The organism is Hymenobacter plasmatis (genome assembly GCF_020711255.1).
Lineage (GTDB): Bacteria > Bacteroidota > Bacteroidia > Cytophagales > Hymenobacteraceae > Hymenobacter.
The window spans coordinates 253,482-278,913 of sequence record NZ_JAJFAW010000001.1 but is presented as its reverse complement, the minus strand read 5'-3'; the positions used below and the strand labels follow the sequence as shown (position 1 = coordinate 278,913).

At 62.2% G+C, this 25,432-nt stretch carries 29 protein-coding genes; 15 read left to right on the top strand and 14 right to left on the bottom strand.

Going from position 1 to position 25,432, the window contains the following annotated elements:
* Positions 1 to 46: 46 nt before the first annotated feature.
* The gene (locus LJ738_RS01250; RefSeq protein ID WP_227784508.1) at positions 47 to 1,057 is read left to right on the top strand and encodes a WD40 repeat domain-containing protein; all 1,011 of its coding nucleotides are present in this window, start codon (positions 47 to 49) and stop codon (positions 1,055 to 1,057) included.
* Here the strand turns inward: LJ738_RS01250 and LJ738_RS01245 are convergent.
* From LJ738_RS01245 to LJ738_RS01235, 3 genes are all read right to left on the bottom strand, one after another.
* Positions 1,054 to 1,449 carry a DUF779 domain-containing protein gene (locus LJ738_RS01245; protein ID WP_227784507.1) on the bottom strand — a complete coding sequence of 132 codons (396 nt, stop codon included), beginning with the start codon at positions 1,447 to 1,449 and terminating at the stop codon, positions 1,054 to 1,056. The two genes, LJ738_RS01250 and LJ738_RS01245, sit on opposite strands and share 4 nt — an antisense overlap.
* Before the next feature lie 11 nt (positions 1,450 to 1,460).
* Complete coding sequence (locus tag LJ738_RS01240; RefSeq protein WP_227784506.1) at positions 1,461 to 1,853, bottom strand: hypothetical protein; 393 nt, start codon at positions 1,851 to 1,853, stop codon at positions 1,461 to 1,463.
* A gap of 222 nt (positions 1,854 to 2,075) precedes the next feature.
* Positions 2,076 to 3,605: an aldehyde dehydrogenase family protein gene (locus LJ738_RS01235; protein ID WP_227784505.1), complete on the bottom strand. Its 1,530-nt coding sequence runs from the start codon at positions 3,603 to 3,605 to the stop codon at positions 2,076 to 2,078.
* Between the two features lie 210 nt (positions 3,606 to 3,815).
* On the opposite strand from LJ738_RS01235, the gene LJ738_RS01230 reads away from it, so the two are divergent.
* Positions 3,816 to 4,745 (top strand): helix-turn-helix transcriptional regulator, encoded by a 930-nt coding sequence (locus LJ738_RS01230; protein WP_227784504.1) that lies wholly within the window; start codon positions 3,816 to 3,818, stop codon positions 4,743 to 4,745.
* Positions 4,746 to 4,942: 197 nt separating this feature from the next.
* On the opposite strand, the gene LJ738_RS01225 is transcribed toward LJ738_RS01230, so the two are convergent.
* Both LJ738_RS01225 and LJ738_RS01220 read right to left on the bottom strand, forming a co-directional pair.
* Positions 4,943 to 5,869: a bestrophin family protein gene (locus LJ738_RS01225; protein ID WP_227784503.1), complete on the bottom strand. Its 927-nt coding sequence runs from the start codon at positions 5,867 to 5,869 to the stop codon at positions 4,943 to 4,945.
* A gap of 41 nt (positions 5,870 to 5,910) precedes the next feature.
* A complete protein-coding gene (locus LJ738_RS01220) occupies positions 5,911 to 6,456 on the bottom strand; it encodes a GreA/GreB family elongation factor (RefSeq protein WP_227784502.1) in 546 nt (181 codons plus the stop codon).
* Between the two features lie 116 nt (positions 6,457 to 6,572).
* On the opposite strand from LJ738_RS01220, the gene LJ738_RS01215 reads away from it, so the two are divergent.
* Entirely contained in the window at positions 6,573 to 7,814 is a 1,242-nt protein-coding gene (locus tag LJ738_RS01215; protein WP_227784501.1) for an MFS transporter, read from the top strand.
* Between the two features lie 218 nt (positions 7,815 to 8,032).
* Here the strand turns inward: LJ738_RS01215 and rfbD are convergent, their stop codons facing one another.
* The 5 genes from rfbD to LJ738_RS01190 all read right to left on the bottom strand — a co-directional run bounded on the left by rfbD (position 8,033) and on the right by LJ738_RS01190 (position 12,345).
* Positions 8,033 to 8,887: a dTDP-4-dehydrorhamnose reductase gene (rfbD, locus tag LJ738_RS01210; RefSeq protein ID WP_227784500.1), complete on the bottom strand. Its 855-nt coding sequence runs from the start codon at positions 8,885 to 8,887 to the stop codon at positions 8,033 to 8,035.
* 87 nt (positions 8,888 to 8,974) lie between these two features.
* Complete coding sequence (locus LJ738_RS01205) at positions 8,975 to 9,898, bottom strand: TIGR03915 family putative DNA repair protein (protein WP_227784499.1); 924 nt, start codon at positions 9,896 to 9,898, stop codon at positions 8,975 to 8,977.
* A 10-nt stretch (positions 9,899 to 9,908) separates the two neighbouring features.
* Positions 9,909 to 10,766 (bottom strand): alpha/beta fold hydrolase, encoded by an 858-nt coding sequence (locus tag LJ738_RS01200; protein ID WP_227784498.1) that lies wholly within the window; start codon positions 10,764 to 10,766, stop codon positions 9,909 to 9,911.
* Positions 10,767 to 10,801: 35 nt separating this feature from the next.
* Entirely contained in the window at positions 10,802 to 11,071 is a 270-nt protein-coding gene (locus LJ738_RS01195) for a hypothetical protein (RefSeq protein WP_227784497.1), read from the bottom strand.
* A 5-nt stretch (positions 11,072 to 11,076) separates the two neighbouring features.
* A complete protein-coding gene (locus LJ738_RS01190; RefSeq protein WP_227784496.1) occupies positions 11,077 to 12,345 on the bottom strand; it encodes a putative DNA modification/repair radical SAM protein in 1,269 nt (422 codons plus the stop codon).
* 220 nt (positions 12,346 to 12,565) lie between these two features.
* On the opposite strand from LJ738_RS01190, the gene LJ738_RS01185 reads away from it, so the two are divergent.
* Complete coding sequence (locus tag LJ738_RS01185) at positions 12,566 to 14,503, top strand: BamA/TamA family outer membrane protein (protein WP_227784495.1); 1,938 nt, start codon at positions 12,566 to 12,568, stop codon at positions 14,501 to 14,503.
* 95 nt (positions 14,504 to 14,598) lie between these two features.
* On the opposite strand, the gene LJ738_RS01180 is transcribed toward LJ738_RS01185, so the two are convergent.
* Positions 14,599 to 15,099: an energy transducer TonB gene (locus LJ738_RS01180; protein ID WP_227784494.1), complete on the bottom strand. Its 501-nt coding sequence runs from the start codon at positions 15,097 to 15,099 to the stop codon at positions 14,599 to 14,601.
* Between the two features lie 380 nt (positions 15,100 to 15,479).
* On the opposite strand from LJ738_RS01180, the gene LJ738_RS01175 reads away from it, so the two are divergent.
* From LJ738_RS01175 to LJ738_RS01130, 10 genes are all read left to right on the top strand, one after another.
* A complete protein-coding gene (locus LJ738_RS01175; RefSeq protein ID WP_227784493.1) occupies positions 15,480 to 15,815 on the top strand; it encodes an ArsR/SmtB family transcription factor in 336 nt (111 codons plus the stop codon).
* A gap of 44 nt (positions 15,816 to 15,859) precedes the next feature.
* Positions 15,860 to 16,438: an ArsI/CadI family heavy metal resistance metalloenzyme gene (locus tag LJ738_RS01170; RefSeq protein WP_227784492.1), complete on the top strand. Its 579-nt coding sequence runs from the start codon at positions 15,860 to 15,862 to the stop codon at positions 16,436 to 16,438.
* Positions 16,439 to 16,639: 201 nt separating this feature from the next.
* On the top strand, positions 16,640 to 17,152 hold the full coding sequence (locus LJ738_RS01165; protein WP_227784491.1) for a GNAT family N-acetyltransferase: 513 nt from the start codon (positions 16,640 to 16,642) through the stop codon (positions 17,150 to 17,152).
* Positions 17,149 to 17,829, top strand: coding sequence for an MIP/aquaporin family protein (locus LJ738_RS01160; RefSeq protein WP_227784490.1), 681 nt, complete (start codon positions 17,149 to 17,151; stop codon positions 17,827 to 17,829). Before LJ738_RS01165 ends, LJ738_RS01160 begins: the two co-directional genes overlap by 4 nt.
* The gene (locus tag LJ738_RS01155; protein ID WP_227784489.1) at positions 17,826 to 18,239 is read left to right on the top strand and encodes an arsenate reductase ArsC; all 414 of its coding nucleotides are present in this window, start codon (positions 17,826 to 17,828) and stop codon (positions 18,237 to 18,239) included. Before LJ738_RS01160 ends, LJ738_RS01155 begins: the two co-directional genes overlap by 4 nt.
* A 102-nt stretch (positions 18,240 to 18,341) precedes the next feature.
* Positions 18,342 to 19,178, top strand: coding sequence for a CvfB family protein (locus tag LJ738_RS01150; RefSeq protein ID WP_227784488.1), 837 nt, complete (start codon positions 18,342 to 18,344; stop codon positions 19,176 to 19,178).
* Positions 19,179 to 19,455: 277 nt separating this feature from the next.
* On the top strand, positions 19,456 to 20,130 hold the full coding sequence (locus LJ738_RS01145; RefSeq protein ID WP_227784487.1) for an NAD-dependent epimerase/dehydratase family protein: 675 nt from the start codon (positions 19,456 to 19,458) through the stop codon (positions 20,128 to 20,130).
* Positions 20,131 to 20,182: 52 nt separating this feature from the next.
* Entirely contained in the window at positions 20,183 to 20,776 is a 594-nt protein-coding gene (locus LJ738_RS01140) for a hypothetical protein (RefSeq protein WP_227784486.1), read from the top strand.
* A 317-nt stretch (positions 20,777 to 21,093) separates the two neighbouring features.
* Positions 21,094 to 21,780: a DoxX family membrane protein gene (locus LJ738_RS01135; RefSeq protein ID WP_227784485.1), complete on the top strand. Its 687-nt coding sequence runs from the start codon at positions 21,094 to 21,096 to the stop codon at positions 21,778 to 21,780.
* A 9-nt stretch (positions 21,781 to 21,789) separates the two neighbouring features.
* Positions 21,790 to 22,254 (top strand): glyoxalase superfamily protein, encoded by a 465-nt coding sequence (locus tag LJ738_RS01130; protein ID WP_262907540.1) that lies wholly within the window; start codon positions 21,790 to 21,792, stop codon positions 22,252 to 22,254.
* 9 nt (positions 22,255 to 22,263) lie between these two features.
* Here the strand turns inward: LJ738_RS01130 and LJ738_RS01125 are convergent, their stop codons facing one another.
* Positions 22,264 to 23,268 (bottom strand): App1 family protein phosphatidate phosphatase, encoded by a 1,005-nt coding sequence (locus LJ738_RS01125; protein ID WP_227784484.1) that lies wholly within the window; start codon positions 23,266 to 23,268, stop codon positions 22,264 to 22,266.
* 126 nt (positions 23,269 to 23,394) lie between these two features.
* Between LJ738_RS01125 and LJ738_RS01120 the strand changes: the two genes are divergently transcribed.
* Positions 23,395 to 24,288 (top strand): diacylglycerol/lipid kinase family protein, encoded by an 894-nt coding sequence (locus LJ738_RS01120; protein ID WP_227784483.1) that lies wholly within the window; start codon positions 23,395 to 23,397, stop codon positions 24,286 to 24,288.
* Here LJ738_RS01120 and LJ738_RS01115 read toward each other — a convergent pair.
* Entirely contained in the window at positions 24,285 to 24,659 is a 375-nt protein-coding gene (locus LJ738_RS01115; RefSeq protein ID WP_227784482.1) for a cupin domain-containing protein, read from the bottom strand. The two genes, LJ738_RS01120 and LJ738_RS01115, sit on opposite strands and share 4 nt — an antisense overlap.
* 111 nt (positions 24,660 to 24,770) lie before the next feature.
* Positions 24,771 to 25,394 (bottom strand): hypothetical protein, encoded by a 624-nt coding sequence (locus LJ738_RS01110; protein ID WP_227784481.1) that lies wholly within the window; start codon positions 25,392 to 25,394, stop codon positions 24,771 to 24,773.
* Between the last annotated feature and the right edge of the window lie 38 nt (positions 25,395 to 25,432).

Here is a 25,432-nt window from a genome sequence, read left to right as displayed (position 1 = left end):
AAAGCCCCGCGCCTTCAGACGCATCTTAACCATTATTCTAGCCCTTGTGCTGCTCCTGGTGGGGGCACTGGCATACGGTTATTGGGGGCAAAAACCCCAGCAAGTGGAAGGTGGGCTAGCTCAATTGCACACCATATTCTCAGCGCACAAAGCCCACATCTGGGAAGTCAAATTCAGCCCCGATGGCGCGCTGCTGGCCAGCGGCAGCATCGATAGCACTGTGAAGGTGTGGAACAAGCAGGGCCAAGTGCTGCTCAATTTGAAACACCCAACCGGGGTCACCACCCTCGAATTCAGCCCCGATGGCAAGACGCTGGCCAGCGGGGGCTACGACCACGTCATCCGCTTGTGGCAGGTAGCCGATGGCCGGCTACTCAGCACCTTGCCCGGGCACGAGGGCACGGTCTGGGCCGTGACGTTCAGCCCCGACGGGCGCACGCTGGCCAGCGCGGGCGAAGACAAGCTCGTGAAGCTCTGGAACCTGGGCAGCGGCACGCTGATTCGCAGCTTGCCCGGCCACCGGCTCAACGTGTGGGGCGTAAAATTCAGCCCCGATGGCCGCTCGCTGGCCAGCAGCAGCTTCGACAACGACATTCGAATTTGGGATACCGCCAGTGGGCAATTGCTCCGCACCCTCACCGGGCATACGGAAGCCGTGTTGAACGTGGATTTCACCGCCGATGGCCGGCAACTGGCCAGCGCCAGCGACGACAAAAGCATCCGACTCTGGGATATGGCCACGGGCCGACTGCTGCGCACATTTAAGGGCGATTCGGAATGCGTGTATTCCCTCGAGTTCAGCCCCGACGACAAGCAACTAGCCGGAGCTTACCGCGACAAAACGGCCCTGGGCGAAATCACGCAGCATTTCCTGGGCCTCTCCCCCACCAACAAAGGCGTGACGGTGCGGATTTGGGACGTGGCTACCGGCCAGCTGCTACAAACCCTGGCCCAACACACCGACGATGCCTACGACGTGGCCTACAGCCCCGACGGCCAGTGGTTGGCCAGCGCCAGCTCCGACAAAACCGTGGACCTGTGGCGGCTCCGGCGCTAGGCCTGCGACTCGAGGTACTCCTCGCCTTGCAGCACCGGGGCCATGTCCTTGGATTCTTCCTCGGTGAACAGGCGCGAGCGAATCAGAAAGCGCACGCCGAGCGGGATTTCCAGCGAGAAGCTGGCTCCCCGGCCCTTCGTGACGTCTACGGTGAGCTGGGTGTGCTGCCAGTACTCGAATTGGCTGGTGCTCATGAAGAAGTCGCAGCCGTGAATCTGGCCCAGCCACACGTCGTTGCCGCCGATGCGGAACTCGCCCTTGGCAAAGCACATGGGCGAGGAGCCGTCGCAGCAGCCGCCGCTTTGGTGGAACATGAGCGGGCCGTTTTCGTCGCGCAAAAGGTCAATGGTAGCCTCAGCGGCTTGGGTAACGAGGACGCGGGGCGTAGCCATGGTTTGAGAAGTTAGTTGGTGGGATTGCGCTGGCCAGGCAGGTAATTTGGCTTGCCGTTAACCGTGGCGCGGCGGTAGACATACACCACGTCTTTGCGCTGCTCGCGCACGTTCACCAGCATAAACGGCGCCTTGCTGCTGCCGCGGCTAACCCAATCGTAGGCTAGCTGGCGCTGGGCATCCCAATAGTACTGGTGGTCGCCAATGCTCGAGATGCTTTTTTGGGCGGCGTTGGGCATGGCGTCGGTGGCCGGAGGTGGCGTGAGGGCCTGCGCATCGTAAGGCCGGGCCTCGGTTTTCAGCAGCACCCAATCCGGGTTCTTGCCGCCGGGCACCGGCAAAAGCTGAGCCTGAGCAATGGAGATGCAACCTAGTAGCGAAAAGGGCAACAGTAAACGCTTCATCTTCATGGATTGGTAGAACCGTTTTGTAAAGACGCAACCTACTGCTTAAAAGACTCTTGGCGGTGAGAATGCGCAAAACCAGGGCGTCATGCTGAGCTTGTCGAAGCATCTCTACTGCTCAACTAATCTTAATTAGTATTGAGGTAGAGATGCTTCGACAAGCTCAGCATGACGTTCCTGATTATTCGCCAATGGAACCCATCAGCTCAGCCCAATTTCGGCCTAGAAGAAGCCCAGCTTCTGCTTGCTGTAGCTGATGAGCATGTTCTTGGTCTGGCGGTAGTGGGCGAGCATCATCTTGTGATTTTCGCGGCCAAAACCGGAGGCCTTGTAGCCGCCGAAGGGGGCGCCGGCGGGGTAGTCGTGGTAGCAGTTCACCCACACGCGGCCGGCCTGAATGGCGCGGGGCATCGTGTACAGCTCGTGGGCATCGCGGCTCCAGAGGCCGGCGCCGAGGCCGTAGAGGGTGTCGTTGGCTATTTCGATGGCTTCATCGTTGTCTTTGAACGTGGTGACGGACAGCACCGGGCCGAAGATTTCCTCCTGGAAAATCCGCATTTTGTTGTGGCCCCGGAAGATGGTGGGCTTGATGTAGTAGCCGTTGGCCAGCTCAGGGTGGTCGTGGAAGTGCGCGTCGCCGCCCACCAGCACCTCGGCACCTTCGGCCTTGCCGATTTCCAGGTAGCTCAGGATTTTCTCGTACTGGTCGTTCGAGGCCTGCGCGCCCATCATGGTGCTGGGGTCGAGCGGGTGGCCGAGTTTGATGGCCTTCACGCGCTCGATGAGGCGCGGCATAAACTCGTCGTAAATGTCTTCGTGGATGAGCAGGCGCGAGGGGCAGGTGCAGATTTCGCCCTGGTTGAGGGCAAACATGGCTGCACCTTCCAGGCACTTATCCAGGAAGTCGTCGTCGGCATCCATCACCGATTTGGTGAAGATGTTCGGCGACTTGCCGCCCAGCTCCATGGTCACGGGTATGATGTTTTCGGCGGCGTATTGCAGGATGAGGCGGCCGGTGGTGGTTTCGCCGGTGAAGGACACCTTCTGCACGCGCTTGTTGCTGGCCAAGGGCTTGCCGGCTTCCAGGCCGAAGCCGTTCACCACATTTATCACGCCGGCGGGCACCACGTCCTGAATCAGCTCCATGAGAATCATGATGCTGGCGGGGGTTTGCTCGGCGGGCTTCATCACCACGCAACAGCCCGAGGCAATGGCGGGGGCCAGCTTCCAGGTGGCCATCAGGAGCGGGAAGTTCCAGGGAATAATCTGACCCACCACGCCCAGCGGCTCCTGAATCACGAGCGACAGGGTGGTTTCGTTCAGCTCGGTGGCCGAGCCCTCTTCGGCCCGAATCACGCCGGCGAAGTAGCGGAAGTGGTCGATGCACAGCGGCAAATCAGCCGCCATGGTTTCGCGGATGGGTTTGCCGTTTTCCACGGTTTCGGCTGCGGCTAGGTGGGCCAGGTTGGCCTCCATAATGTCGGCGATTTTCAGCAGCACATTGCTGCGCGTGGTGGCCGAGGCCTTGCCCCAGGTTTTGAAGGCTTCGTGGGCGGCGTCCAGCGCCAGCTCAATGTCCTCCTTGGTGGAGCGGGCCACCTGGCAGAAGGCCTTGCCATCGATGGGTGAGGGGTTTTCAAAGTACTGGCCTTTGACCGGGGCCACCCATTTGCCGCCGATAAAATTGTCGTAGTGAGATTTGAATTTGGGACGCTCCACCACGGTGGAGGTTGCTTCGAGGGTTTCAGCCATGACGATGTAAAAAGAAAAGGTTGAGTGGGTTAGTTGGATGGTAAAGGTCTCTGAATAACCTTTTGGCGGGTTGTGGTATTGTCTTAAAGTGTGCGGGAATAATCGCAACTTGCCGGAGCAAGCACCCCCATCTGGGGCTACGGTTGCGCCTTTCTGCCCTGTCCTTCTCCCTTGGCGTCCCAAGCGCCGGGGTTAACCCAAATCCCACCCATGCCCACGCGCGTCCATATCCCCGCCGCCGTTGCCCCGCTCACCGTCGAGCGCCTGCACAGCCTCGTCGAAAACCGCACCGTGTACTCCCTTGATGGATTTGAGCTCAACGTTTTTGAAACCCACCAGGCGGCCCACCGCGTGCAGCTGCGCCTCGATGGCCTGGCCCTGACCACCATGCTGCGCGGCAAAAAAGTGATGCACCTGCCCGGCCGCGCCGCCTTCGACTACCTGCCCGGCGAGTCGGTGGTGGTGGACAAGGACGAGCTGATGGAAATTGACTTCCCGGAGGCCTGTCTGTGCCAGCCCACCCAGTGCCTGGCCGTGGCCATAGCGCCCGACACCATCCGCCACACCGTGGACCTGCTCAACGAGCGGTACCCCCGCGCCGAGGCCCACCAGCCCTGGAACCTGCAGCAGCCCGAATACGCCCACCTCACCAACACCCCCGAGCTCACCGATACGCTGGGCCGCCTCGTAGCCGTGTCGCGCACCACCGACGCCAACAAGGACGTGCTGGCCAGCTTCACCCTGCAGGAACTACTCGTGCGCCTGATGCAAACCCAGGCCCGCCAGCTCATTTTCCACGACTACGCCCGCTACCTCACCTCCCACCGCTTCGCTGCCGTGGTCGACTACATCAAGCAGCACTTGGCGGAAAATTTATCCATTGATAAACTCAGCGCGCTGGCTTGCATGAGCAAGGCCACGTTTTTCCGGGTGTTCAAGCGCGAGTTTGGGATTACGCCGGTGGAGTTCATCATCCGCGAGCGGCTGAGCGAGGCCAAGCGACTGCTGCGCCACCCGCTGGCCAGCGTGGCCGAGGTGTGCATGCGGGCAGGGTTCAACAACATCTCCTACTTCCAGGCGCTGTTTAAGAAGTACGAGGGCGTGACGCCCGGGGCTTATAAGAGGCAGATGGTGGCTTAACGCGGACCTCACCTCTATTCCCTCGAAGAGAGACACCAGCCGACGTAGGGGCGGGGCTTGCCCCTGCCCGCTCGTTACCCGGAATCGTTGAAGCGGCGCAGACGACCTGGCGGGGACAAGCCCCGCCCCTACATCTGTGCAGAGGCAAGGTACCGCATCGGGCTCCCCTCTCTATTGGAGAGGGGCCGGGGGTGAGGTTAAAACACCACGCTATACGGCACGTCGGCAAGTCCTTTCACGTCCTCGTGCAGGGCCACTCCCAGGATTTCGTGCACATTAGCCCGGATGCGGTTAGAGAGCTGGGTGAGCGGCAGGTCGTTGCTGTCTTTGCCGAAGGGGTCTTCAATTTCGTCGCCTATCATCTCCACGCCCAGCAGGGCGTAGGCGCCAAACATGGTGATGGGCACCGTCATGTACTCGTAGGTATCGAGCAGGTTGAAGGGCATGATGGCGATGAATACCGAGATAAATCCTTTGATGAAGTAGCTGTAGGAAAAAGGAATGGGCGTGCTTTTAATCCGCTCGCAGGCGCCGGCCACGTCCAGTAGCACTTCGTGGTGCCGCTGAATGGTGAGGAGGTGCGTGGGCAGAATAAGGCCCTCTTGCAGCAGCTGTTCGTAGAATTCCTGCAGTTGAGCCGCAATGCGCGACGGCACATGGCTAACCTGCCGCAGCTGCTCCACATAGCCGCTGTGGGCCTCGCCCAGCTTATGAAATCGTACGCCTCCCCGCAGGTGTCCATCCAGGGCAATGGGGAAGTTGGACAGGAGCTGGGCTAGGTACGTGCGGTTAGCGTAGTCCTCGGCCGGGAGGCGGGCGTGGAGCAGCACGGCCAGGTTGCGGCAGTTATTCACGAGCTGCCCCCAGAGCCGGCGTCCTTCATAAAACCGGTCGTAGGCCGAATTGGTCCGGAACGCCAACAGCAAGCTGAGCATGATGCCCAGGAAAGTAAAAAACTCCTTGTCAACGGTGAAATTCAGCAGGTTGAACTGCACCGCCCCGGCCGTAACCACGGTAGCGTACAGCCCCACCCACAGCACGCGCTTCAGCAGGAGGCGGATGATGCCCGAGGAGCGCAGATGGCGCAGGGCTTCCCACCAATCGGTCGATTTATAAACAATCATGCAGTACAGCCGGCGCGGCAATGGGCCGCGCAGAGGCTAAATTACGCGTCTGCGTAGCTGATGCCTACAATTTCCACCACTTCTTCCTTGGGGCCCAGCTTTAAGGTCACGGTCTTGCCCAGCTTGGCGCCCAGCACCGCCCGGGCAATGGGCGCCACAAACGCTACCTTGCCCTCGGCCAAGTCGGCTTCGTCGACGCCCACGATGGTAAACTTCCGCTCAAAACCGGCCTTGGCGGACGGCGACCCCGGGGTGCCCCCGCTCACCGTGCGCAGCGCGACGGTGGCGCCGAAGCGCACTTCCTTGGGTGGCTGCGTGTGCGGGTCTACCACTTTGGCGCTGGTAATGCGCTCGGTAAGCAGGGCAATGCGGCCGTTGTAGAGCGACAGCCGGTGGGTGCGGTCGGTGTCATTGTCGCGGTTGCCCTCGGCCTGGGCACGCTCGGCTTCCAGGGCTGTGAGCTCGGCGCGGAGCTGCTCGAGGCCGTTGGGCGTGACATAGTTGGGCGTGTCGGGCGGCAGCGCCGCCCGCGGCGGAATAATGGGTGGCTGCTGGGAGTCATCCTCTTTTACAAATCCTCGGCTCATGGTGGGTTGAACGCAGGGGCCATCGGCAGGTTATGGTGCAGGCGTAACCATTGGCGGGTTTTCGCTGTTAGCCCCTTCTGCGTCCTGCGCAGCTTTAGAACCGTTCGCTAGCTTACATGAAAGAATCCCTCGTTGAGAATACGCCTTTATCTATTCCCACTACTTCTCCTACCACCGCCTCCCCTACCGAAACACCAGCTCCGCACCTGCTAGACAATGCGCTGGTGTGGCTCATGGCCATAACCTGCGGACTGGTGGTGGCCAATATTTACTACAATCAGCCGCTGCTCGCCGCCATCGGCCGCACGTTCCATCTTTCGGACAGCAGTGCCAGCCTGGTGGCTACGGCTACGCAGATAGGCTACACGCTGGGGATGCTGTTTGTGGTGCCGCTGGGCGACAAGCTGGAGCGCAAGCGCATGATGCTGCTTATGCTGCTGGGCGCGGCCCTGTGCATGGGCCTGGCCGCCTGGGCCCCCAGCTTTGCGGTGCTGGCGGGCGCGAGCGTGCTCATTGGCATTTTCTCCGCGGTGCCGCAACTGCTGGTGCCCATGGCCGCGCACCTGGCCCCGGAAGCCAGCCGCGGCCGCATTGTGGGCCGCGTGATGAGCGGCTTGCTCATCGGCATCCTGCTTTCGCGCACCGTGAGCGGCTACGTGGGCCTGCACCTGGGCTGGCGCGCCATGTTTGAAATCGGGGCTGGCCTCATGGTGTTGCTCGCCGCCCTGCTGGCCTGGAAACTACCCACCGACCAGCCCACGTTCACCGGTTCCTATGGCTCGCTGATGAAGTCGCTGCTCACGCTCACCCGTGAGCAGGTGCCGCTACGACGCGCCGCGCTGGTAGGTGCCAGCCTGTTTGCCGCCTTCAGCGTGTTTTGGACCACCTTGGCGTTTTACCTCGAAGGCGCCCCTTTCCACTACGGCAGCGATGTGGCTGGCTTCTTCGGCCTGATTGGCGCTTTTGGAGCCCTGGCGGCGCCCCTAGCTGGCAAAACCGCCGACACCAAAGGACCAGATTATACCATTGCAATGGGCATCGTGCTAGCGCTGGTCGCTTACGCCATTCTGGGTTTCGGCGGCCTCTATGTGGCGGGGTTGGTAATTGGGGTCATCCTGCTCGACGTGGGCGTGCAGGCCACGCACATTTCCAACCAGTCGATGATATTCTCGCTGGTGCCCGAGGCCCGCAGCCGGCTCAACACGGTGTACATGACGGCCTACTTTACCGGCGGCTCCTTGGGCTCAATTCTGGGCGGGCTGGCCTGGGTGCACGGCGGCTGGCCCGGCGTGTGCGCGGTGGGCGGGACTCTGACGGCGGTAGCGCTGCTGGTGAGCCGGCGCTATGGGCGGGCGTGAGCAGGAAATAGAGCCCAGCGCAGAGAACCTCACCTTGGGATAGGGAAGCCGGACGAGTGTAGCGCGGACTCTGTAGTCCGCGTCCCTGCGCCGTTCGGGTGTCCGCCTGGGACGCGGACTACAGAGTCCGCGCTACAACCACGCCGCCGTGTCCCTCCCTCTCCGCGGGAGAGGGGCCGGGGGTGAGGTTCCGCGATAGTGCGGTTGCGCCCGCTCAACTAGTCCAGCCGCCCCAAACACACCTGCAGGCTGTGGCGCCAGTGCGGAATGGCCACGCCGAGCTGGGTTTTAGCCTTGGTCTTGTCCATCACCGAATACGTGGGGCGTGTAGCCTTGGTGGGGTATTCCGCCGTGCGAATGGGAACGGTGCGCACAGCCGTTTCGCTCAGCTCGAAAATGGCCGTAGCGAAATCGTACCAAGACGTGACGCCCTCATTGCTGTAGTGGTAGAGGCCGAATTCTTGGCTCCCGGTTTCGATGATGGAGAGGATGCAGCCGGCCAAGTCGATGGCGTACGTGGGCGTGCCTAGCTGGTCCCAAATAATCTTGAGCTCCTCGCGCTCCCGGCCCAACTTGAGCATGGTTTTCACGAAGTTGTTGGCGTATTCGGAGTACAGCCAGCTGGTGCGCAGGATGAAATACTTGCTGGTGTATTCAGGAATTACCTGCTCGCCTTCCAGCTTGGTGAGGCCGTAGACGCTGATGGGCGCGGCTTCGTCGGTTTCTACCAGGGGCTGGTTGCCGGTGCCGGCGAAGACGAAGTCGGTCGAAATCTGGATGAGGACGGTGCCATACTCCCCGCACAACTGGCTGAGGTTGGCCACGCCGTCGCGGTTTATTTTGCGGGCCAGCTCAATTTCGTCTTCGGCTTTGTCCACGGCCGTGTAGGCGGCGCAGTTGATGCAGTAGGCCGGACGGTACTCAGCAAAAACGGCCGCCAGGCCGGCGGGGTTAAGAATATTGGCCTGCTCTTCGGACAAGAACACCATGCCGGGCGTGTTCCGCTCCTGCGCCACGTGCGCCAGGCACTGCCCCAATTGACCCGAAGCCCCAAAAACCAATATGCTACCCATGAACTATGCTGCTTAGTGATATAAGAATAGATGCGCCAGTCGCTGTCGTTACTCAGCAGCCCTGCACTGAAACAAAGCCCAGGGGCCCTATTCGAGCCGCAAGTTAGGGTCCGTAGGCGGGCGCTTGTTCTTAATGGGCTCAAAACGCATTTCACGGGGCTGTTTTTCGCTCAGGTATTTCCAGTAGCGCAGCGGCATGTGGCGGCGGTGCAGCTTCAGGTTTTTGCGCTCTGGAATGTTCACGTGGTCGAAATATGCCTGCCACAGCAGCTTGAATAGCGGCTCCCGCTCGTCGAGCACAGTGGCCGATAGCTGGGTGGACTTTGGCGCCTGGGTAGCCTCAAACTGCACCACGTCGGTGCGGGTCAGGTCGTAGTAGAGGCCGTAGTGGCGGCGGCGGTCATATATCAGCCAGCGCTGGTCGGCGTAGCGCTTGGTGAAGTGGGCGGCGATGAGCGGCAGCACGTCAAAATCGGGCTCGATGGTGGCGTGAAACAGGTCGTCGGTGGTTTTCTCGAAGCGCACGAAAGCTTCCATGCGGTGCTTTTCGCGGAACATCTGCTGGGCCAGGCGCTGCACGCGGCGCACGCTGGCATCGGCATAGTTAGTGGAGATGTCCACGGGCGTGCGCAGGGTCAGGTCCACGTACCGGAAAATGAGCAGCTCGCGGTCGGGCTGCTCGCTCAGAAATACATGGAACAAGCGGGTGCGCGCCTCGGCGTCCATGGTTTTCAGCAGGCCATCCCACACGCGGGCTGCCAGCGCTTCGCTGGTTTCGATGGGCGCAGCCGGCGCAAACAGCCCGCCCTGCACCGCGGCTTCGGGCTGAATGCTGTTGGGCGCGGCCTTGCCGTCGTAAATGGTGAACAGCACCGTGAGCAAGCCCTCAAACGTGCCGTCGTAGGTGTAGTCGCGCGGTGCGCCAGATAGCACCGGCGCCGGCCGGCGGGCCCCGGCCGTGGGCGGAGCGGGGGCCGGCGCCGGGCGGCGCAGCGGGGTGAGGTTGGGCATCGGCAGGGGGCTATTTCAGAAAATTGAGCAGCAGCTCGTTTACTTCATCGGGCATTTCGTGCTGCACCCAGTGGCTGGCGGGCAGGTACGTGAGGCGGGCCTCATCGCACAGGTGCAGGCTCTGCCGGGCCAGGTCGGCTTCCAGGAAAGCGTCGTTTTCGCCCCAAATAATGTGCACCGGCACTTGCACGCGGCCGGTTTTACCGAGCTGGCCCGCGAAGCGGCCGGCTGCGCGGTACCAGTTTATCATGCTGCGCATGGCACGGGGCTGGCTCCACCCCTCCCGGTACGTGTACAGGTCTTGGTGGCTAAACACGCCGTCGGGGCTGGTGCGCAGCAGGGCCTGGCGGGCGGCCCACCAGTTGCGGAGCCGCGCCAGGCCCTCGGGCAGCCACGGCAACTGAAAGAAGAAAACGTACCAGCTTTTGGCAAACTGACGGGGGTTGCTGCGCAGGGCCTGGGCCAGCACCTGCGGGTGGGGCACGTTGAGCACCGCCGCGCGGTGGATGCGGGCCGGGTGGTGCGCCGCCAGGTACCAGGCCACGGCCGCGCCCCAGTCGTGGCCCACCACGGCGGCGGTTTGCGCGCCGGCGGCGTCCATTAGCCCCAGGACATCGGCGGCTAGCTTGTCGATGGTGTAGTCCTGCACGTGGTGGGGCTTGGCGCTGAGGTTGTAGCCGCGCTGGTCGGGCGCCCACACCCGGAAACCCGCCTGGGCCAAGGGGCCCAGCTGGTAGCGCCACGCGTACCAGCCCTCCGGAAAGCCGTGCAGCAGCAACACCAGCGGCCCGGCGGCCGGCCCGCTTTGGGCCACGTGCAGCTGCAAGCCGTTGGTGGGCACCTGCTGGTGTTCGACGGGGTAAGCCATGAGCCCAATACCGGCGCCGGTGCCCGGAAGTTGCGCTAGGCGGCCTGCTGGGCGTCGCCGTCGGCCATGCGCGCCATGGCCCGGGCGCGGGCATCGTCGTGCATCTGGCGCACCAAGGGCATGAGTTCGCTGATGCGGCAGCAGCACGAGAGGCGGGCTACTTTATCGGAGGCCGGGGTGCGAGCGGGCTGGGGCTGGCGGTGAATAACTTTCATAACGGAGAAAAAAATGTCGTGCTGGACGCCGCCCAGGCTGCTTTTCTGCAGCGGCGAGGGGCCGTTCGAAAAAAGGAGGTCGTAGTTCATGTCGATTAGGAAGCCTGGGCGAATAAGTCGAGCTGCTGCGTGACCAGGGCCGAACGCACCGAGCCGGCGCCGAACAGAATCTGGCGGCGCACCTGCTGCTCGCTCAGCTCGCCGATGATGGGCTGGTGCTCGCCCTGGCAGGTAAGGAAGTATTTGGCCCGCTTGAGCACCACGCCCAGCTGGCGGAGAGTTTCCATGTTGAGGGTGGTGAAGCGGCGGGCGGCCACGATTTTTTTGGCCGAGCGCGCGCCCACGCCGGGAATGCGCAGTATCATTTCGTACTCGGCCGTGTTCACGTCCACCGGAAAGACGTGGCGGTTGCGCAGGGCCCAGGCCAGCTTGGGGTCAATCTCAAGGTCGAGGTGCGGGTGGGCCGGGTCGAGGATTTCGTCGGCGTGGAAGCCGTAGAAGCGCATCAGCCAATCGGTCTGGTACAGGCGATGCTCCCGGATTACGGGCGGCTGCGTCACCTGCGGCAGGCGGGCGTCGTCGGTCACAGGGATGTAGCCGGAGTAGTACACGCGCTTTAGCCCGTAGCCCTGGTAGAGCGAGTCGGTGAGCTTGATGATTTGCAGGTCCGTTTCGGCGCTGGCGCCCACGATGAGCTGCGTCGTCTGGCCGGCCGTGGCGAAAGAAGGCACCTTCTTGAACAGGGCCTTCTCTTCTTTATTCTGAGCAATGCCGTCCCGAATCTGGCCCATGGGGGTCAGGATTTCCTGGTAGTTCTTCTCCGGCGCCAGCGTGGTGAGGGCCAGCTCCGAGGGCAGCTCAATATTTACGCTGAGGCGGTCGGCGTAGAGGCCAGCTTCCTGAATCAATTCTTCCGAAGCGCCCGGAATGGTCTTGACGTGGATGTAGCCGTTGAACTTGTGCTCGGTGCGCAGCTTTTTCACAATGCGCACCAGCCGCTCCATGGTGTAGTCGGGGCTCGAGAAAATGCCGGAGCTCAAGAATAGCCCTTCGATGTAGTTGCGGCGGTAGAAGTTGATGGTCAGGTCCACCACTTCGTCCACGGTGAAGGCGGCGCGCTTCACGTCGTTGGAGCGGCGCGACACGCAGTAGGCGCAGTCGAAAATACAGTGGTTGGTAAGCAGAATCTTGAGCAAACTCACGCAGCGGCCGTCTTCGGTGTAGCTGTGGCAGATGCCCATGCCCTCGGCGTTGCCGAGGCCCTTGTTCTCGTTTTTGCGCTTGCCACCGCTGCTGCTGCACGAAGCATCGTACTTCGCGGCATCGGCTAATATGCTTAGTTTCTCTTGAATGCGCTCGTTCATGAGGAATGGCTGGCTTTCCGCCTTAAAAGTAGTTAACAGCGGCCATATAGACGCAAAGTGTTAAGCTAATTTTTTTGGTAATAGTTTCTTTTTCTTGAAAAAGAAATGATAGTCCAATGCTGATTTTTTAGCAAAGAAGTGGCGTGTATACGCTGGCCCCGGCTCCTTTTCGTAATTTGCAGCGTTGCGCCCCATTATGAGCTTTCGCGGTTGTGTCCTGTTGGTCTTTGTTTGGCTTGGCCTGGGCGCCCGCGCGGCTCAGGCGCAGACGTTTGACCCGCGCTCGGCCGTGCCGCCCGACTCCCTCAAGGCCAGCGAGGAAATCCTGCCCCACCGCGCCGACTCCCTCCGCCAGCGCTTCGACGAAGAGCGGGTCATCAACCGCCTCAAAGCCTACTCGCGCCGCAAGACCATTGCCGGCCGCGCCGTCTCGGCGCTGTTCAATTTCACCCAGCGCAAGGAAGAGCAGGCCGGCCTCGACGCCGTGCTGCTGGACCGGCAGTTCGACCGCCACAACTTCAAAATTGTGCGGCGCGTCGACATCCGCACCCTGGACGCCTTCGGCTACAGCCTCACCGACTCGACCAAGGTGCCGCGCACGTTTTGGGAAAAGTCGGGCAACACGCTCCACATCAAAACCGCCCGCTCCCGGGTGCGGCAGGTGCTGCTGTTCCGGCCGGGGCAGCCGCTGGAGCCCCAGGCCCTGGCCGAATCGGAACGCCTGCTGCGCCAAACGCCCGAAATCCTGGACGCCCGCGTGCTGGTGAACGAACTCACCACCACCCGCGACAGCGTCGACATTGAGGTGCTCACCACCGACGTGTTCAGCATCACGGCCGGCTACGAGTTGGGCTCGGCCACGTCGGGCCTCATCACCTTCGGCGACGAGAACTTTCTGGGCCAGGGCCACCAGCTCAAGAATGCCTACCGCTACGGGCGCGGCCTGAGCACCGAAAACCACGAACAGCCCCAGCAATGGTCGTACGAGGGCAGCTACACGGCGCCGTTTCGCAACTTTGTGTATGCTCAGGCCCGCTACCGCAACGAGTACAACTACCGCTCGGGCGGGGTGTCGGTGCAGCGCGACTTCTACTCGCCCCGGGCCCGGTATGCGGGGGCGCTCAACCTGAACAGCTACAGCCAGAACATCGCCTTCACCGCCCCGCCCCCGGGCGAGCCCTACCGCTACCACCCGCTGCGCTACACCGTGCAGGATGCCTGGGTGGGCCGGGCCCTGCGCCTGCGCTCCTACGACTTGGGCTACGAAAACCCCGGCCGCGTGATTCTCTCGGCCCGGGTGTACCACACCGCCTACAGCACCATTCCGCAGCCCGACCCCGACCTGGTGCTGCAAAACCCGCCTAACTTCCGCAACAGCACCCTGCTGCTGGGCACGGTAGGCTATTCCGTGCGCCGCTACTATAAGGACCGGTACCTGTTTGGCTTTGGCCGCACCGAAGACGTGCCCACCGGCACGCTGCTCAGCTTCACGGCCGGCTACGACCTCAACAGCGTGGTGCCGCGCCGCTACATGGACGTGCGCCTGGCAGCGGCCGGATTCAGCACGGGCAGCGGCTACCTATACGCCGCCGCCGACCTGGGCACGTACCAGTTGCTGAAAGACCACAAGTGGGAACAAGGCCTGCTGTCCACCGAATTCACCTCGTTTACCAAGCTCTACCACTTCGGCAACTGGCAGTACCGGCACTTCCTGAGCAGCCGGGCCACCGTGGGCTTCAACCGCCGGCCAGGCGAGTTCCTACAGGGCATCACCAACGAGCGCGGCCTGCGCGGCTTCTCGCCGGGGCAGCCCATTGCGGCCACCAGCCGCTTTGTGGTCAACTACGAAACCACGCTGTTTACACCGCTCTCGCTGCTGGGCTTCCGGCTGGCAGGCATTGCCTTTGCCGATGCGGCCTGGGTGAGCGACCGGCCCCGGGGTGGCTCGCCCTTCAGCGGCGCGCCCTATACTGGCTTCGGGCTGGGCCTGCGCTTCCGCAACGAGTTTACGGCCCTGCGCACCTTCCAACTACTGATTGGCTACTACCCGCGCGGCCTGAACTCGGCCACCGGCGTGCGCTTGTTCGAGACCTCGCGCGAAACCGTCACCTTCACCGACTTTGGGCTGGGCCAGCCCGGCACGGGGCAGTACCAGTAAGGGCAGGGTGCCGAAATAAAAACGGGGTAGAGGCCTCACGCTCATTGCTAAGCGTGCGGCCTCTACCCCGTTCTTGTTTTCTTAGAAAGTGCCTTCTACCGCTCTGTATTGAAGGAGATGGGCACAGTGCAAGCCACGCGCACGGGCTGGCCGTTTACGCGGCCGGGCTCCCAGGCGGGCATCAGCCACACCAGGCGCAGAGCCTCGTCATTAAGGCCGTTGCCGGGGCCACGCACCACGTGCGCATCCTGCACTTTGCCCTCGGCATTGAGTACGAAGTTGACGTACACCTTACCGGAAATGTGGCGCTGTATCGCCTGGGCGGGGTAACGAATCGACTTGGTGAGGTAAGCGGTGAAGGCTTTGTCGCCACCCACGAACTGGGGGCGCACCTCGGGGTTGATGTACACCGAATCGGGGTATACGGCGGGCTGCATTGCCGTCATGGGCACAGCCAGGGTACCTGGTGTGGCCGCCGGGGCTGCCGCCGGGGTTGCCACTTTGGAGCTCACCTGAGCCAGGGTCTGCCCTTTGGCTACTACCCCAGATAAGGCGATGAAAGCCAGAAATGCATGGAAGCGTAAAGATTGAAGCATGCTAGTAGAGGTTTAAGTTAAGAATCAAAAGCAAGTCAAAAATTCATTCTATGAATTAACAACGAATTTCTCCAGAAGCTGGATTTAAGCAAATTGTCTTTTCAGTGGAATAGCTAAATAGTAAGATAGAATATGTTGATAGAGCTACGGATTGCATTTGGCTTCAAATGGATGCAATTGATGATGCAATATATAACTCTTGCCCTCACATTTCAATATTATCTTTTTGTACCTTTTGCACTTAGCTAATTTGAACAACTACTATATTTCAACGGTTTTATTGCACATTTCCACAAAATTCTAAGCAAACACTTGCCTAGGGCTAATTGAAGCCATACATTTATCATCGTTAATCGACGATAAACGAAATATCTTTCTGTATGGCTTTCCACAAACGCGAGCAGTTCACCGCCGCCGAGCAAGAAATCGCAGTTATCGCCAAAGCCCTGGGGCACCCGGCGCGGGTGGCCATCCTGCAGCTGCTGGCCCAGCGGCAGTCGTGCGTGTGCGGCGAGCTGGTAATGGAGCTGCCCATCTCGCAAAGCACCGTGTCGCAGCACCTCAAAGAGCTGAAAGCGGCCGGCTTGGTGCAGGGCGAAGTCGACGGCCCGCGCGTGTGCTACTGCATCGACCGGGCCGGCTGGGACCGCGCCCGCCAGCTCCTCGGCAACCTATTGGCCGAGTTGCCGCTGCCTGCGGCCGGCTGCGCCTGCTAGAATCCCCCTCCCCTTTTCTCCTTTCATCTTATCCCTTACACGTCATGGAAGCTTCTGTTTTTCCCCGCATGCACGTCTCGCTGTACGTGTCCGACCTGACCGCCACGGTCAACTTCTACACGGCTTTTTTTGGGCAGCCGGCCGCCAAGATTAAGCGCGGCTACGCCAAGTACGTGCTCGACAAGCCCTCGCTGATTATATCCTTCGTGGAGAACCCCGACCGCGTGCAAAGCCACTTCGGCCACCTGGGCTTCCAGGTAGAAACGGTGGAGGAACTGGACGAGCGCCTGGCCGTGGCCCGCAAGGCCGGCCTGGTGAGCCGCGAGGAAATGGGCACCAGCTGCTGCTACGCCAAGCAAGACAAGTTCTGGGTAAACGACCCCGATGGCGTGGAGTGGGAAGTGTACTACTTCCACGCCGACGCCGAGTTCAACGACCCGCGCTACCAGGAAGAGTATGACTCCGCCAGCGGGAACAGCCAGTGCTGCATCGCGCCGGCCAAGCAAGCCGCCCCAGCCGCGGAAGAAGTGCTAACGACTGCACCCATGGCTTTCACGCTCGTTGAAGCGGCGCCCGCTACGGCCACAGCCACCGCATGCACGCCTGGCGGAGGCTGCTGCTAATCAGCCGACAGTCATCTGTTCGACGTCCATCAAGTGTCTGTCATGCTGACGAAGGAAGCATTTTCTCACGCCCGGACGGCTCGTTTAGCGGCGATAAGATGCTTCCTTCGTCAGCATGACAGAGAATTTGCGGGACAAATAATGTGAGAGATGCTCACCCAAATAAGGCAAACACCAATCACCTTTCAGCTCAATTTACCCATGAAAATCCTGCCCATGACTGCTGCCCAATGGCCTGCCGTGCGCACCATTTATGCCGAAGGCATGGCCACGGGCAATGCCACGTTCGCCACCGAGCCGCCCACCTGGGAAGAGTGGAATGGCAGCCACCTACCCACCTGCCGGCTGGTGGCCGTAGCGGATGCTGAGCCGGAAACGGTATTGGGCTGGGCCGCACTAACTCCCGTTTCGGGGCGCTGCGTGTATGCGGGCGTGGGCGAGGTGAGCGTGTACGTAGCCGATGGCGCCCGCGGGCAGGGCGTGGGACGAGCCTTGCTGGCAGCCCTGGTAACGGAATCTGAGCAAAACGGATTGTGGACGCTGCAAGCCGGCATTTTCCCGGAAAACGCGGCCAGCGTGCACTTGCACGAGGCCAATGGCTTCCGGCAAGTGGGCCGGCGCGAGCGGATTGGGCAGCTGCACGGGCAGTGGCGCGATACCCTGCTGCTCGAGCGCCGCAGCGCGGTAGTGGGCGCGGCCCCGCTCGCTTCGTGAAGCTTCCGCTGCGCCACTGCCTGCTGGCCGAGGCCTTGGGCACGGCCGTGCTGCTGGCCTTTGGCACCGGGGCGGCCGTGGTGAACGAGCAGACCCACGCTCTGGGCCACGGCGGCGTAGCGGCGGCTTTTGGGCTGGTGGTACTGGTGCTGATTCAGAGCCTGGGCGCCGTGAGCGGCGCGCACGTGAACCCGGCCGTGACCGTGGCCTTCTGGGCGGCCGGGCGCTTTCCGGGGGCGCGGGTGCTGCCCTACGTGGGCGCCCAGCTGCTGGGCGCGCTGGCGGGTAGCGGCCTGGTAAAGCTGCTGGCCACCGAAGGCTCTACCCTGGGCGCCACCCTGCCGGCGCACGGCCCCAGCCAAGCGTTTGGAATTGAGCTGGCCCTCACCTTCTGGCTGATGCTCGTGATTCTACGCGTCACGGCCGGGGCTAAGGAAGAGGGTTTGCTGGCGGGCCTCACTATCGCGGCCACCGTGGGGCTGGAAGCCTTGGTGGCTGGGCCCCTCACCGGCGCTTCCATGAACCCGGCCCGCTCCTTCGCGCCGGCCTTGCTCAGCGGGCATCTGACTGATGCCTGGCTGTATGTAGTGGCTCCACTGGCCGGCGCGCTGCTGGCCGTGGCCTTCGACCGATTATTGCAACTTAAACCAACCCTTGATACCCCCTCGACCCCATGACCAGCTTCCTTTTTGTGTGCATCGAAAACGCCAACCGCAGCCAGATGGCGCAGGCTTTTGCCACCCTGCACGGGGGCGGGCAGGTAGCGGCCTACAGCGCCGGCTCGCGGCCGTCCGGGGTTATCAACCCCAAAGCCATTGCGGCCATGGCCGAGTTGGGCTACGACCTGAACGCTCACGCCAGCAAATCTCTCGACGAGGTGCGCGACATGGAATTCGACTACGTGGTGACTATGGGCTGCGGCGACGCTTGCCCGTTCATTGCGGCCAAGCACCGCCTCGACTGGCAGATATCGGACCCCAAGCACCTGGAGCCGGCCGAATTTCGCCAGGTGCGCGACCTGATTGAGCGGCAGGTGCTCGACCTCCTGGCTCAGGCCGGCGTACAACCGGTGCCACAGGCCCGCTAGCCCACTGCCTGAAGTTGGGCTCGTTGGGCTGCGCCAATCCGCCGCATGGCTTTCCGTGCCGTAGCCCCGACCTTTGCCCTCCACCTAATTACTTTTTACCCGATGGCCAGCCTCCTCCTCGGCGATTACAACGACCTCGAAGTAGCCCGCGAAACCAGCGTCGGCCTGTACCTGACTTCCGACGACGGCGACCTGCTGCTGCCCAATAAGTACGTGGAGCCCGGCACCCGCGTGGGCGACATCGTCCGCGTATTTGTGTACCGCGACTCCGAAGACCGCCTCATTGCCACCAACCTGCGGCCGCTGGCGCTGGTGAATTCCTTTGCCGCGCTCACCGTACGCGACCACGGCCCGGCCGGCGCGTTCCTGGAGTGGGGCCTCGAAAAAGACCTGCTCCTGCCCTTCCGCAACCAGCGGCGCGACCTGCGCACCGGCGACCGCGTGCTGGTGTACGTGTACCTCGACGAGGAAAGCGACCGGCTGGTGGCCTCCACCAAGTGGAAGCAGTTCCTGAGCAACGAGCCCTTCCCCGGCGAGCCCGGCGATGCCGTGCGCCTGCTCGTGGCCGACGAAACCGAGTTGGGCTACCCCGTCATCGTGAACGGCACCCACCAGGGCCTGCTGTTTCACAACGAAGTATTCCGCCCCCTGCGCCTGGGCGAGCAGCTGCCCGGCTTCCTGCGCCAAGTGCGCGCCGACGGCAAGCTCGACGTGCGCCTCCAAAAAGAAGGTTACGGCGAAGTAGAATCGGCCACGGACACGCTGCTCAAAGCCATTCAGGCCGCCCCCGGCGGCCGCCTGCCCCTCGGCGACAAAAGCCTGGCCGAAGACGTGTACCGCCGCGTGGGCATGAGCAAAAAGGTGTTTAAGAAAGCCCTGGGTGCCCTTTTCCGCCAGGGCTTGGTTCTCCTTGAGCCAGAAGCAACTGTGTTGAAATAGAGCAAAGAAGCTCCCCTCCTTACCAACCGAAGGTCAGCGAAGCTAAGGAGGGGATGTTTTCGCGCAGCGAAAACGGGGTGGTTGAGCCGTTGAACGATGGCAGAACGTTAGTTAAAGGACTCGATTTAGCAGGCCCGTCAACCCTGCGCTTGATTAGTCGTTCTTAGCAAGTCGTTCGGGTGTCGTTCAACGGCTCAACCACCCCCGTTGCCGCTTCAGCGGCAACATCCCCTCCTTGGTAAGGAGGGGAGTTTTTTCGTTCTGCACTCTGCTACTTATGCGCAAAACAGCTTTACTCGCCGGGGCCACGGGCCTTATTGGTTCGCACTTATTGCCGCTGCTGCTGGAATCGGAGCGCTACGCCAAGGTAATTGTGGTGGGGCGCAAGCCACTGCCGCTGCAGCACCCCAAGCTGACGCAGGTGGTGACCGACTTAGACAAGCTGCAAGACGTGCGCCTGCAGCTCATTGCCGACGACGTGTTTTGCTGTCTGGGCACCACTATGAAGCAGGCTGGCTCGAAGGAAGCCTTCTACAAAGTGGATTTCCTGTACGTGGTGACGCTGGCGGCGCTCACGGCGGGCAATTTCGCGGCGCAGTTTATGGTGATATCCAGCCTCGGGGCCGACCCCGAATCGCGGGTGTACTACAGCCGCGTGAAGGGCGAAATGGAGGAAGCGGTACGCCAGGTGCCGTTCCGGGCCATCCACATTTTCCGGCCGTCGCTGCTGCTGGGCGAGCGGCCGCAGCCCCGCCTGGGCGAGCGGCTGGGGGCTGTGTTGCTGCGGGTGCTGAGCCCCTTGCTGCGCGGCCCGCTGCAGAAATACCGCCCCGTAACCGCGGATGCCGTGGCTGCGGCCATGCTGCACGCTGCCGAAGACGATGGCGGCGGCGTGCGGGTGCATTTGTCGGATGAAATAGCGGCAGAAGCCCGGGCAACGCAGAAAGTTTAGCGCGAATGGCTTAGTTTTGTCCAAATACTAGTCCATTACCATTCAGCTTTACATGAAAAACATACAGTTCAGGTTTCTTTTCCTCCTGCTCCTCCTGCCGGGCTTCATGGCCCAGGCTCAATCCAAAAAGAAAAGCAGTGGCGGCGGTGGCAGCAGCAATTCGGGGTATAACACCGGTATTGGTCTGCGCGGCGGCGGCTACTCTTCGGGACTTACCATCAAACACTTCCTGAGCGGTAAGAACGGGGTGGCCATCGAAGGTTTGCTCACGACAGAGTACAAAGCCCGCGGTGCCCGCCTCACGGTGCTGGGCGAGAAGCATATCGGCGTTCCGGATGCTAAAGGCCTGCAGTTCTACTATGGCGCCGGTTTCCACGCCGGAGCCTACCAAGGTCGCTACTACTTCGCCGATGACCGGTACTACTACAAGGGCCACGGCAACAACTACTACCTCGTGCACGGTGACTACCGCTACGACGACGCCACGTACGTAGCCTTCGGCGCCGACCTGATTCTGGGCCTGGAATACAAGCTGCAGGACCTGCCGTTCGTAGTGGGCGTTGACTACAAGCCCTTCTTCGACGTCTTCAACGGCTACACCGGCTTTTATAACGACGCCGCCATCAGCCTGCGCTACACGTTCTAGCCCAACTCTAGCTTCCGCCTGTCATGCAGAGCGCCGTTTGTCATGCTGACGAAGGAAGCATCTTATCAAGGCTCAACGATTTCTTCTGCGGTGACAAGATGCTTCGCTGCGCTCTGCATGACAGACGCCAGCTCAACATGATGTTCTATTCAGCATGACAGTCGATTTGCAACGAAGCAATGTTTGTTGAGCCAAAACAACAAAAAGCCCCGCCAGATTCTGGCGGGGCTTTTTGTTGAATATTAGAAACAGATAATATACTATTGCAGCCGGCCACTGAGCCCAAGAGTTACTTTATCTGCTTTAGCCTGCTCCTCATGAATATTGCTCCGGCCCTGTTTTACGCGCTCTGCATTCTGCTGCCGGTGGTGGCTACCGGCGTGGGCCTGGTGGCCGGTGGGCCATGGCGCCGCGTGTACGTACTCGGCAGCCGGCTTTTGCTGGGCGCGCTCATGCTGGGCGGCGGGCTCTACAAGCTCTCCGACAACCATATCCCCGGGCTGATGGGCCCGCCAATGAACCACGCGTTTCTAGCCAAGTACAGCCTCGAAATCTTTGCCCAATTTATTGGGGTGGCACAGTTGCTGATTGGGCTGTTGCTGCTCTCGGGCCGGTTTGCGCTGCTGGGAGCGGTGCTGCTGGTGCCCATGTGGCTCAACATCATCTTCCTCACCTGGTCGCAGCACTGGGTGGGCACGCCCTTTCTCACCACCGGCTTCTTGGTGCTCAACCTGGGCCTGCTGCTGCACGACTACCCGCGGCTGAAGTGGCTGCTCTACCCGCCCGCCGATGCGCCGGCACTACGCGCCCAGCGCCTGCAAACCGCCCCGCGGCCCGTGGAGCTGCTGTGGTGGCTGGGAGCCGGCGTTGTGGTTATCGGCAGCCTGCTCTACCCCGTTTCGCTGCGCACCATGACCAGCACCATGCTGCTCGGCGCGACCCTGCTGCTGGGGGCTACCGCTTGGCACTACTTCCTGAAACGCCAGCAGCGGGTGCGGCAGTAGAACCCCAAACTGGACCGCAGTAATAACCCGAAACTATCTGTAGCTTACTGCCCCAAGCCCATTGCCCGGCAGCAGGCTAGTGGCAACCCTCAAATCATAAAAAGACTCGACGTGGCGCATGTAATTCCGATACTCCGAATTTTTGACTACGACAAGGCCCGGGAGTTTTACATGACGTGGCTCGGCTTCCGGATAGAGTGGGAGCACCGGCCGGAAGGCAGCCCCGCCTACCTGCAAATTGCGCGCGGCGACATCACGCTGCACCTTTCGGAACACTCCGGCGACTGCTCGCCAGGGGCCCGGGTATTCATCGATGATTTCCAGGAATTGTATGCCTTTCACCGCCAGCTGGAGGCAAAAGATTACAAGTACAACAAACCCAGCATTGTGACGCCTTCCTACGACCCAACGGCCATGGAAATGACCGTCACCGACCCGTTTAGCAACCGCCTGACCTTCGTGGAACGCCAGTAGTCCGCTCACTCACAGCCCCATTTCCTGCGAGTGCCGCAGCGCGTCGCGGCTGTGCTCAAAGTAGCACGTTTCCACGCCGGCTTGGCGGATTTGGGCCAGGGCAGCCTCGGCGGCGGGGCGGCCCCCGGCGTGCACCTGCCGCAGGTACACTACCCGGATGCGGCCGGGGAAGTGCTTCACTACTTCGGCGTAGATGCCCGGGTCCTGCTGGGAGTCGTCGCCGAGCAGGCCGAAGCGCTGGCCGGGGCAGGCCTCGAGAATGCGCACGATGCGGTCGAGCTTGGTGGCGTGCTTGTTTTGGCCGGTGTGCCGGAGTTGGCTCAGGCGCTTGAGCTGGCTGAGCTGGAACACACCCTTGGGCAGGTGGTTGTGGGCCGTAAACTCCAGAATGAAATCGTAGAGGTTCCACTCGCTGCTCGAAACGTAGAAAAAGGCGTTGGGCCGCTCGGGCGTGGCGGGGCCGGCCTGGGCCAGCCACTGGTAGTGGGCCGCCACGTCGGCGAAGGGCGCGCGGCTGCGGGCATTGCGGCTCAGCAGCACCCACAGCCGCTGCCAGCGCGTGGCCGAGTGCGAGACCAGAAAGGTGTCGTCGATGTCGGAAATAAAGGCGAGGGGTGTTTCGTAGGGCACGTGCACCTCGGCGGTGGCATGGGCCAGCGGGGTGCCGGTGTCAATGTCGAGCAGCTCGGCGGTGGCCGGGTGCCAGCCGGCTGGCAGCGGCGTGGGTAGCGGTATTTCCAGGCGGAAGAAGCCGTCAGCATCGGTGCGGGCGCCGGCGGTGTGGCCGGCCACGGTCACGCGCACGGGCACCTCGGCCCAGGGCCGCACTATAAACAGGCGCAGCAGGCCCCAGGCGTTGGCCCAGAAATTGGGCCGGTAATGGGTGCGCGGCAGTGGGCTTTGCCGGAAGGCGTGCCCCTGCACCACCACGCAGCCGGGGCTGCCGAAGCCGCGGTACAGCTTGAGGGTGGGCCGCCGGGTGAGGCGGAGCCGGGCCAGGAGTTTTTCGGTCATCGGGAAAGAGATGTTCGGCTGCGAGGCCAGAAAAACCGTTACGGCGAAGAAGATGAGTTAGATGGGTTTTGCTGGAATTAACCGTAACCTCAGCTCAACTTGCGCCCCGCCACTTCCCCGCCGCATATGCCCTCCCCTTCGTCCCTGTGCTTTCTGTTCGTCGTGAATCCCGCCTCGGGCAGCGCGGAGAAGACCGATTGGGCCACCACCATCGCCGACTACTTTGCGCCCTTGCCCCACACCGCCGAGGTGCTCACCCTCACCGGCCACGACGATGGTCCCGCCTTGCAGGCCCGCATCGCCAGCCAGCGCCCCCACCGCCTGGTGGCCGTGGGCGGCGATGGCACCGTGAAAATTGTGGCCGCCGAGGCCATTGCTGCCAACCTGCCCCTGGCCGTGCTGCCTGCTGGCTCGGCCAACGGCATGGCCAAGGAGCTGAACCTGCCCTCCGCCCCCACCGAGGCGCTGCGCATCGCCGTGCACGGCACCGAAAAAGCCGTGGATGTGCTCTACCTCAACGGCACCGACCTCTGCCTGCACCTGAGCGACATTGGCCTCAACGCCCAGCTCGTACGCTATGCCCAAAACCAGAACTGGCGCGGCATGCTGGGCTACGCGCGGGCCGCGTTCTGGTCGCTGCTGCGGCGGCGCCTGATGCGGGTGCGCATTCAGTGCGACCACGAGCAGGTGGAGCGCACCGCCTTTATGGTGGTGCTGGCCAACGCCCGCGTGTACGGCACGGGCGCCACCATCAACCCCAACGGCGACGTGTCCGACGGCCGGTTTGAGGTGGTGGTGCTGCGCCGCCTGGTGGGCCGCGAGCTACTGAAAATGTTCTGGCGCTTCCAGCCCTTCAACCCCACCGCGGTGGAAATATTCAGTACCACCACGGTGAGCCTGGAAATCACCCGCCCCGTCGACTTTCAGGTAGACGGCGAATACCGGGGCAAAACCACCCGCGTGGACGTGGAAATCCGGCCGGGCGCGCTGCGCGTGCTGGTGCCTGATTCGGTGGCCTAGTCGCGCTTCACGCCCATGCGCTCCACGGTTTCGCCCTCGAAGTCGAACTCGATGAGGATGGCTGGCTCCGTGCCCACCACCCAGCCGTCGTGGCCGGGCGCAATGGCCACGGCCTGCGGCGCCACAAACCGCTCAATGGTGCCATCGGCGTACTGAATGTCGATTTCGCCGCTGGCCAGGAAGCCCACGTGGGCGTGCATGCACATGGGGGTGCCCACAATGTCCTTCAGGTTGCTGGACCAGCGAAAGCCCTTGGGGTACACGATGCGCTTAACGCGCGCATTGCCGGTTTTCACCACATCGACTTGCACACCGCCTACTTCGCGGCGCACGGCCCCCTTCATCGGGGCAAGGAGGGTTGTTGTATCCATGCCCTAACCTACAAATTAAAAACCAGTTAGCCCAATTCAATTTTGCAGCGGCGGCTTCAATAACGCCGGAGAATGGACCGGCGTTATTGAGTTGCGTGCGCCTGGGTTGAGCTACTTTTTGGCCGTTGGGGCCAAAGGCGCAGCCACGACCACGGTGTTGGCTGGCAACGGAATTTCGCGGGCGGTTTCGAATTGGCCCGGCTCGGTGGCAGTTTCTTCCACCCGGCGCTGCACCACGCGCAGGCGGTGGCCGTCCACGCTCAGCACGGCCAGGTCGGAGCTGGTGCCCGACGAGGCGTGGTAGCTGCGGAAGCCCATGAGCATGCCGCCGGGAAAGCCGGCGAGCTTGGCTTTGGTGGCATCCACCACATCGGGCAGGGCCGCAAACTTGCCCAGGTCAATATCGAGGGGCTTGGCGCCCTGCAGCACGAGGTGGGCGCTGGTTTTGGGGTGGTTGGGGTCGTCGGGATTCGGCGCGGGCTTGAATTTGAACGACATTTTCAGCGTCTCGGCTTCGCGCAACGCGGGGGCGGCGGCCGGGGCTGCCGCTACGCCATCGGCAGCCGGCGCAGTATCGGCGGCAATGGCCGAATCGGGACGAGCGGTTTCCGCGGGGGTTACGGCTGGCGCCTGGGCCGTGGGGGCCGCCGCGGCAGGAGCAGAAGTAACGGGAGCAGTCTGGTTGCAGCCGGCCAGCAGCAGGGCGGCGCACAGGGGCAAATACAATTGTTTCATGCAAGAAATCAAGCAGGAACCCAACGCGGGTTTAGTTG

Excerpts from the sequence above, each read along its gene's own strand:
- LJ738_RS01245 (WP_227784507.1), bottom strand. The coding sequence starts at position 1,449 with ATGGCTACGCCCCGCGTCCTCGTTACCCAAGCCGCTGAGGCTACCATT.
- LJ738_RS01240 (WP_227784506.1), bottom strand. The coding sequence starts at position 1,853 with ATGAAGCGTTTACTGTTGCCCTTTTCGCTACTAGGTTGCATCTCCATT.
- LJ738_RS01235 (WP_227784505.1), bottom strand. The coding sequence starts at position 3,605 with ATGGCTGAAACCCTCGAAGCAACCTCCACCGTGGTGGAGCGTCCCAAA.
- LJ738_RS01230 (WP_227784504.1), top strand. The coding sequence starts at position 3,816 with ATGCCCACGCGCGTCCATATCCCCGCCGCCGTTGCCCCGCTCACCGTC.
- LJ738_RS01225 (WP_227784503.1), bottom strand. The coding sequence starts at position 5,869 with ATGATTGTTTATAAATCGACCGATTGGTGGGAAGCCCTGCGCCATCTG.
- LJ738_RS01220 (WP_227784502.1), bottom strand. The coding sequence starts at position 6,456 with ATGAGCCGAGGATTTGTAAAAGAGGATGACTCCCAGCAGCCACCCATT.
- LJ738_RS01215 (WP_227784501.1), top strand. The coding sequence starts at position 6,573 with ATGAAAGAATCCCTCGTTGAGAATACGCCTTTATCTATTCCCACTACT.
- rfbD (WP_227784500.1), bottom strand. The coding sequence starts at position 8,887 with ATGGGTAGCATATTGGTTTTTGGGGCTTCGGGTCAATTGGGGCAGTGC.
- LJ738_RS01205 (WP_227784499.1), bottom strand. The coding sequence starts at position 9,898 with ATGCCCAACCTCACCCCGCTGCGCCGCCCGGCGCCGGCCCCCGCTCCG.
- LJ738_RS01200 (WP_227784498.1), bottom strand. The coding sequence starts at position 10,766 with ATGGCTTACCCCGTCGAACACCAGCAGGTGCCCACCAACGGCTTGCAG.
- LJ738_RS01195 (WP_227784497.1), bottom strand. The coding sequence starts at position 11,071 with ATGAACTACGACCTCCTTTTTTCGAACGGCCCCTCGCCGCTGCAGAAA.
- LJ738_RS01190 (WP_227784496.1), bottom strand. The coding sequence starts at position 12,345 with ATGAACGAGCGCATTCAAGAGAAACTAAGCATATTAGCCGATGCCGCG.
- LJ738_RS01180 (WP_227784494.1), bottom strand. The coding sequence starts at position 15,099 with ATGCTTCAATCTTTACGCTTCCATGCATTTCTGGCTTTCATCGCCTTA.
- LJ738_RS01175 (WP_227784493.1), top strand. The coding sequence starts at position 15,480 with ATGGCTTTCCACAAACGCGAGCAGTTCACCGCCGCCGAGCAAGAAATC.
- LJ738_RS01170 (WP_227784492.1), top strand. The coding sequence starts at position 15,860 with ATGGAAGCTTCTGTTTTTCCCCGCATGCACGTCTCGCTGTACGTGTCC.
- LJ738_RS01165 (WP_227784491.1), top strand. The coding sequence starts at position 16,640 with ATGAAAATCCTGCCCATGACTGCTGCCCAATGGCCTGCCGTGCGCACC.
- LJ738_RS01155 (WP_227784489.1), top strand. The coding sequence starts at position 17,826 with ATGACCAGCTTCCTTTTTGTGTGCATCGAAAACGCCAACCGCAGCCAG.
- LJ738_RS01150 (WP_227784488.1), top strand. The coding sequence starts at position 18,342 with ATGGCCAGCCTCCTCCTCGGCGATTACAACGACCTCGAAGTAGCCCGC.
- LJ738_RS01145 (WP_227784487.1), top strand. The coding sequence starts at position 19,456 with ATGCGCAAAACAGCTTTACTCGCCGGGGCCACGGGCCTTATTGGTTCG.
- LJ738_RS01140 (WP_227784486.1), top strand. The coding sequence starts at position 20,183 with ATGAAAAACATACAGTTCAGGTTTCTTTTCCTCCTGCTCCTCCTGCCG.
- LJ738_RS01135 (WP_227784485.1), top strand. The coding sequence starts at position 21,094 with ATGAATATTGCTCCGGCCCTGTTTTACGCGCTCTGCATTCTGCTGCCG.
- LJ738_RS01125 (WP_227784484.1), bottom strand. The coding sequence starts at position 23,268 with ATGACCGAAAAACTCCTGGCCCGGCTCCGCCTCACCCGGCGGCCCACC.
- LJ738_RS01120 (WP_227784483.1), top strand. The coding sequence starts at position 23,395 with ATGCCCTCCCCTTCGTCCCTGTGCTTTCTGTTCGTCGTGAATCCCGCC.
- LJ738_RS01115 (WP_227784482.1), bottom strand. The coding sequence starts at position 24,659 with ATGGATACAACAACCCTCCTTGCCCCGATGAAGGGGGCCGTGCGCCGC.
- LJ738_RS01110 (WP_227784481.1), bottom strand. The coding sequence starts at position 25,394 with ATGAAACAATTGTATTTGCCCCTGTGCGCCGCCCTGCTGCTGGCCGGC.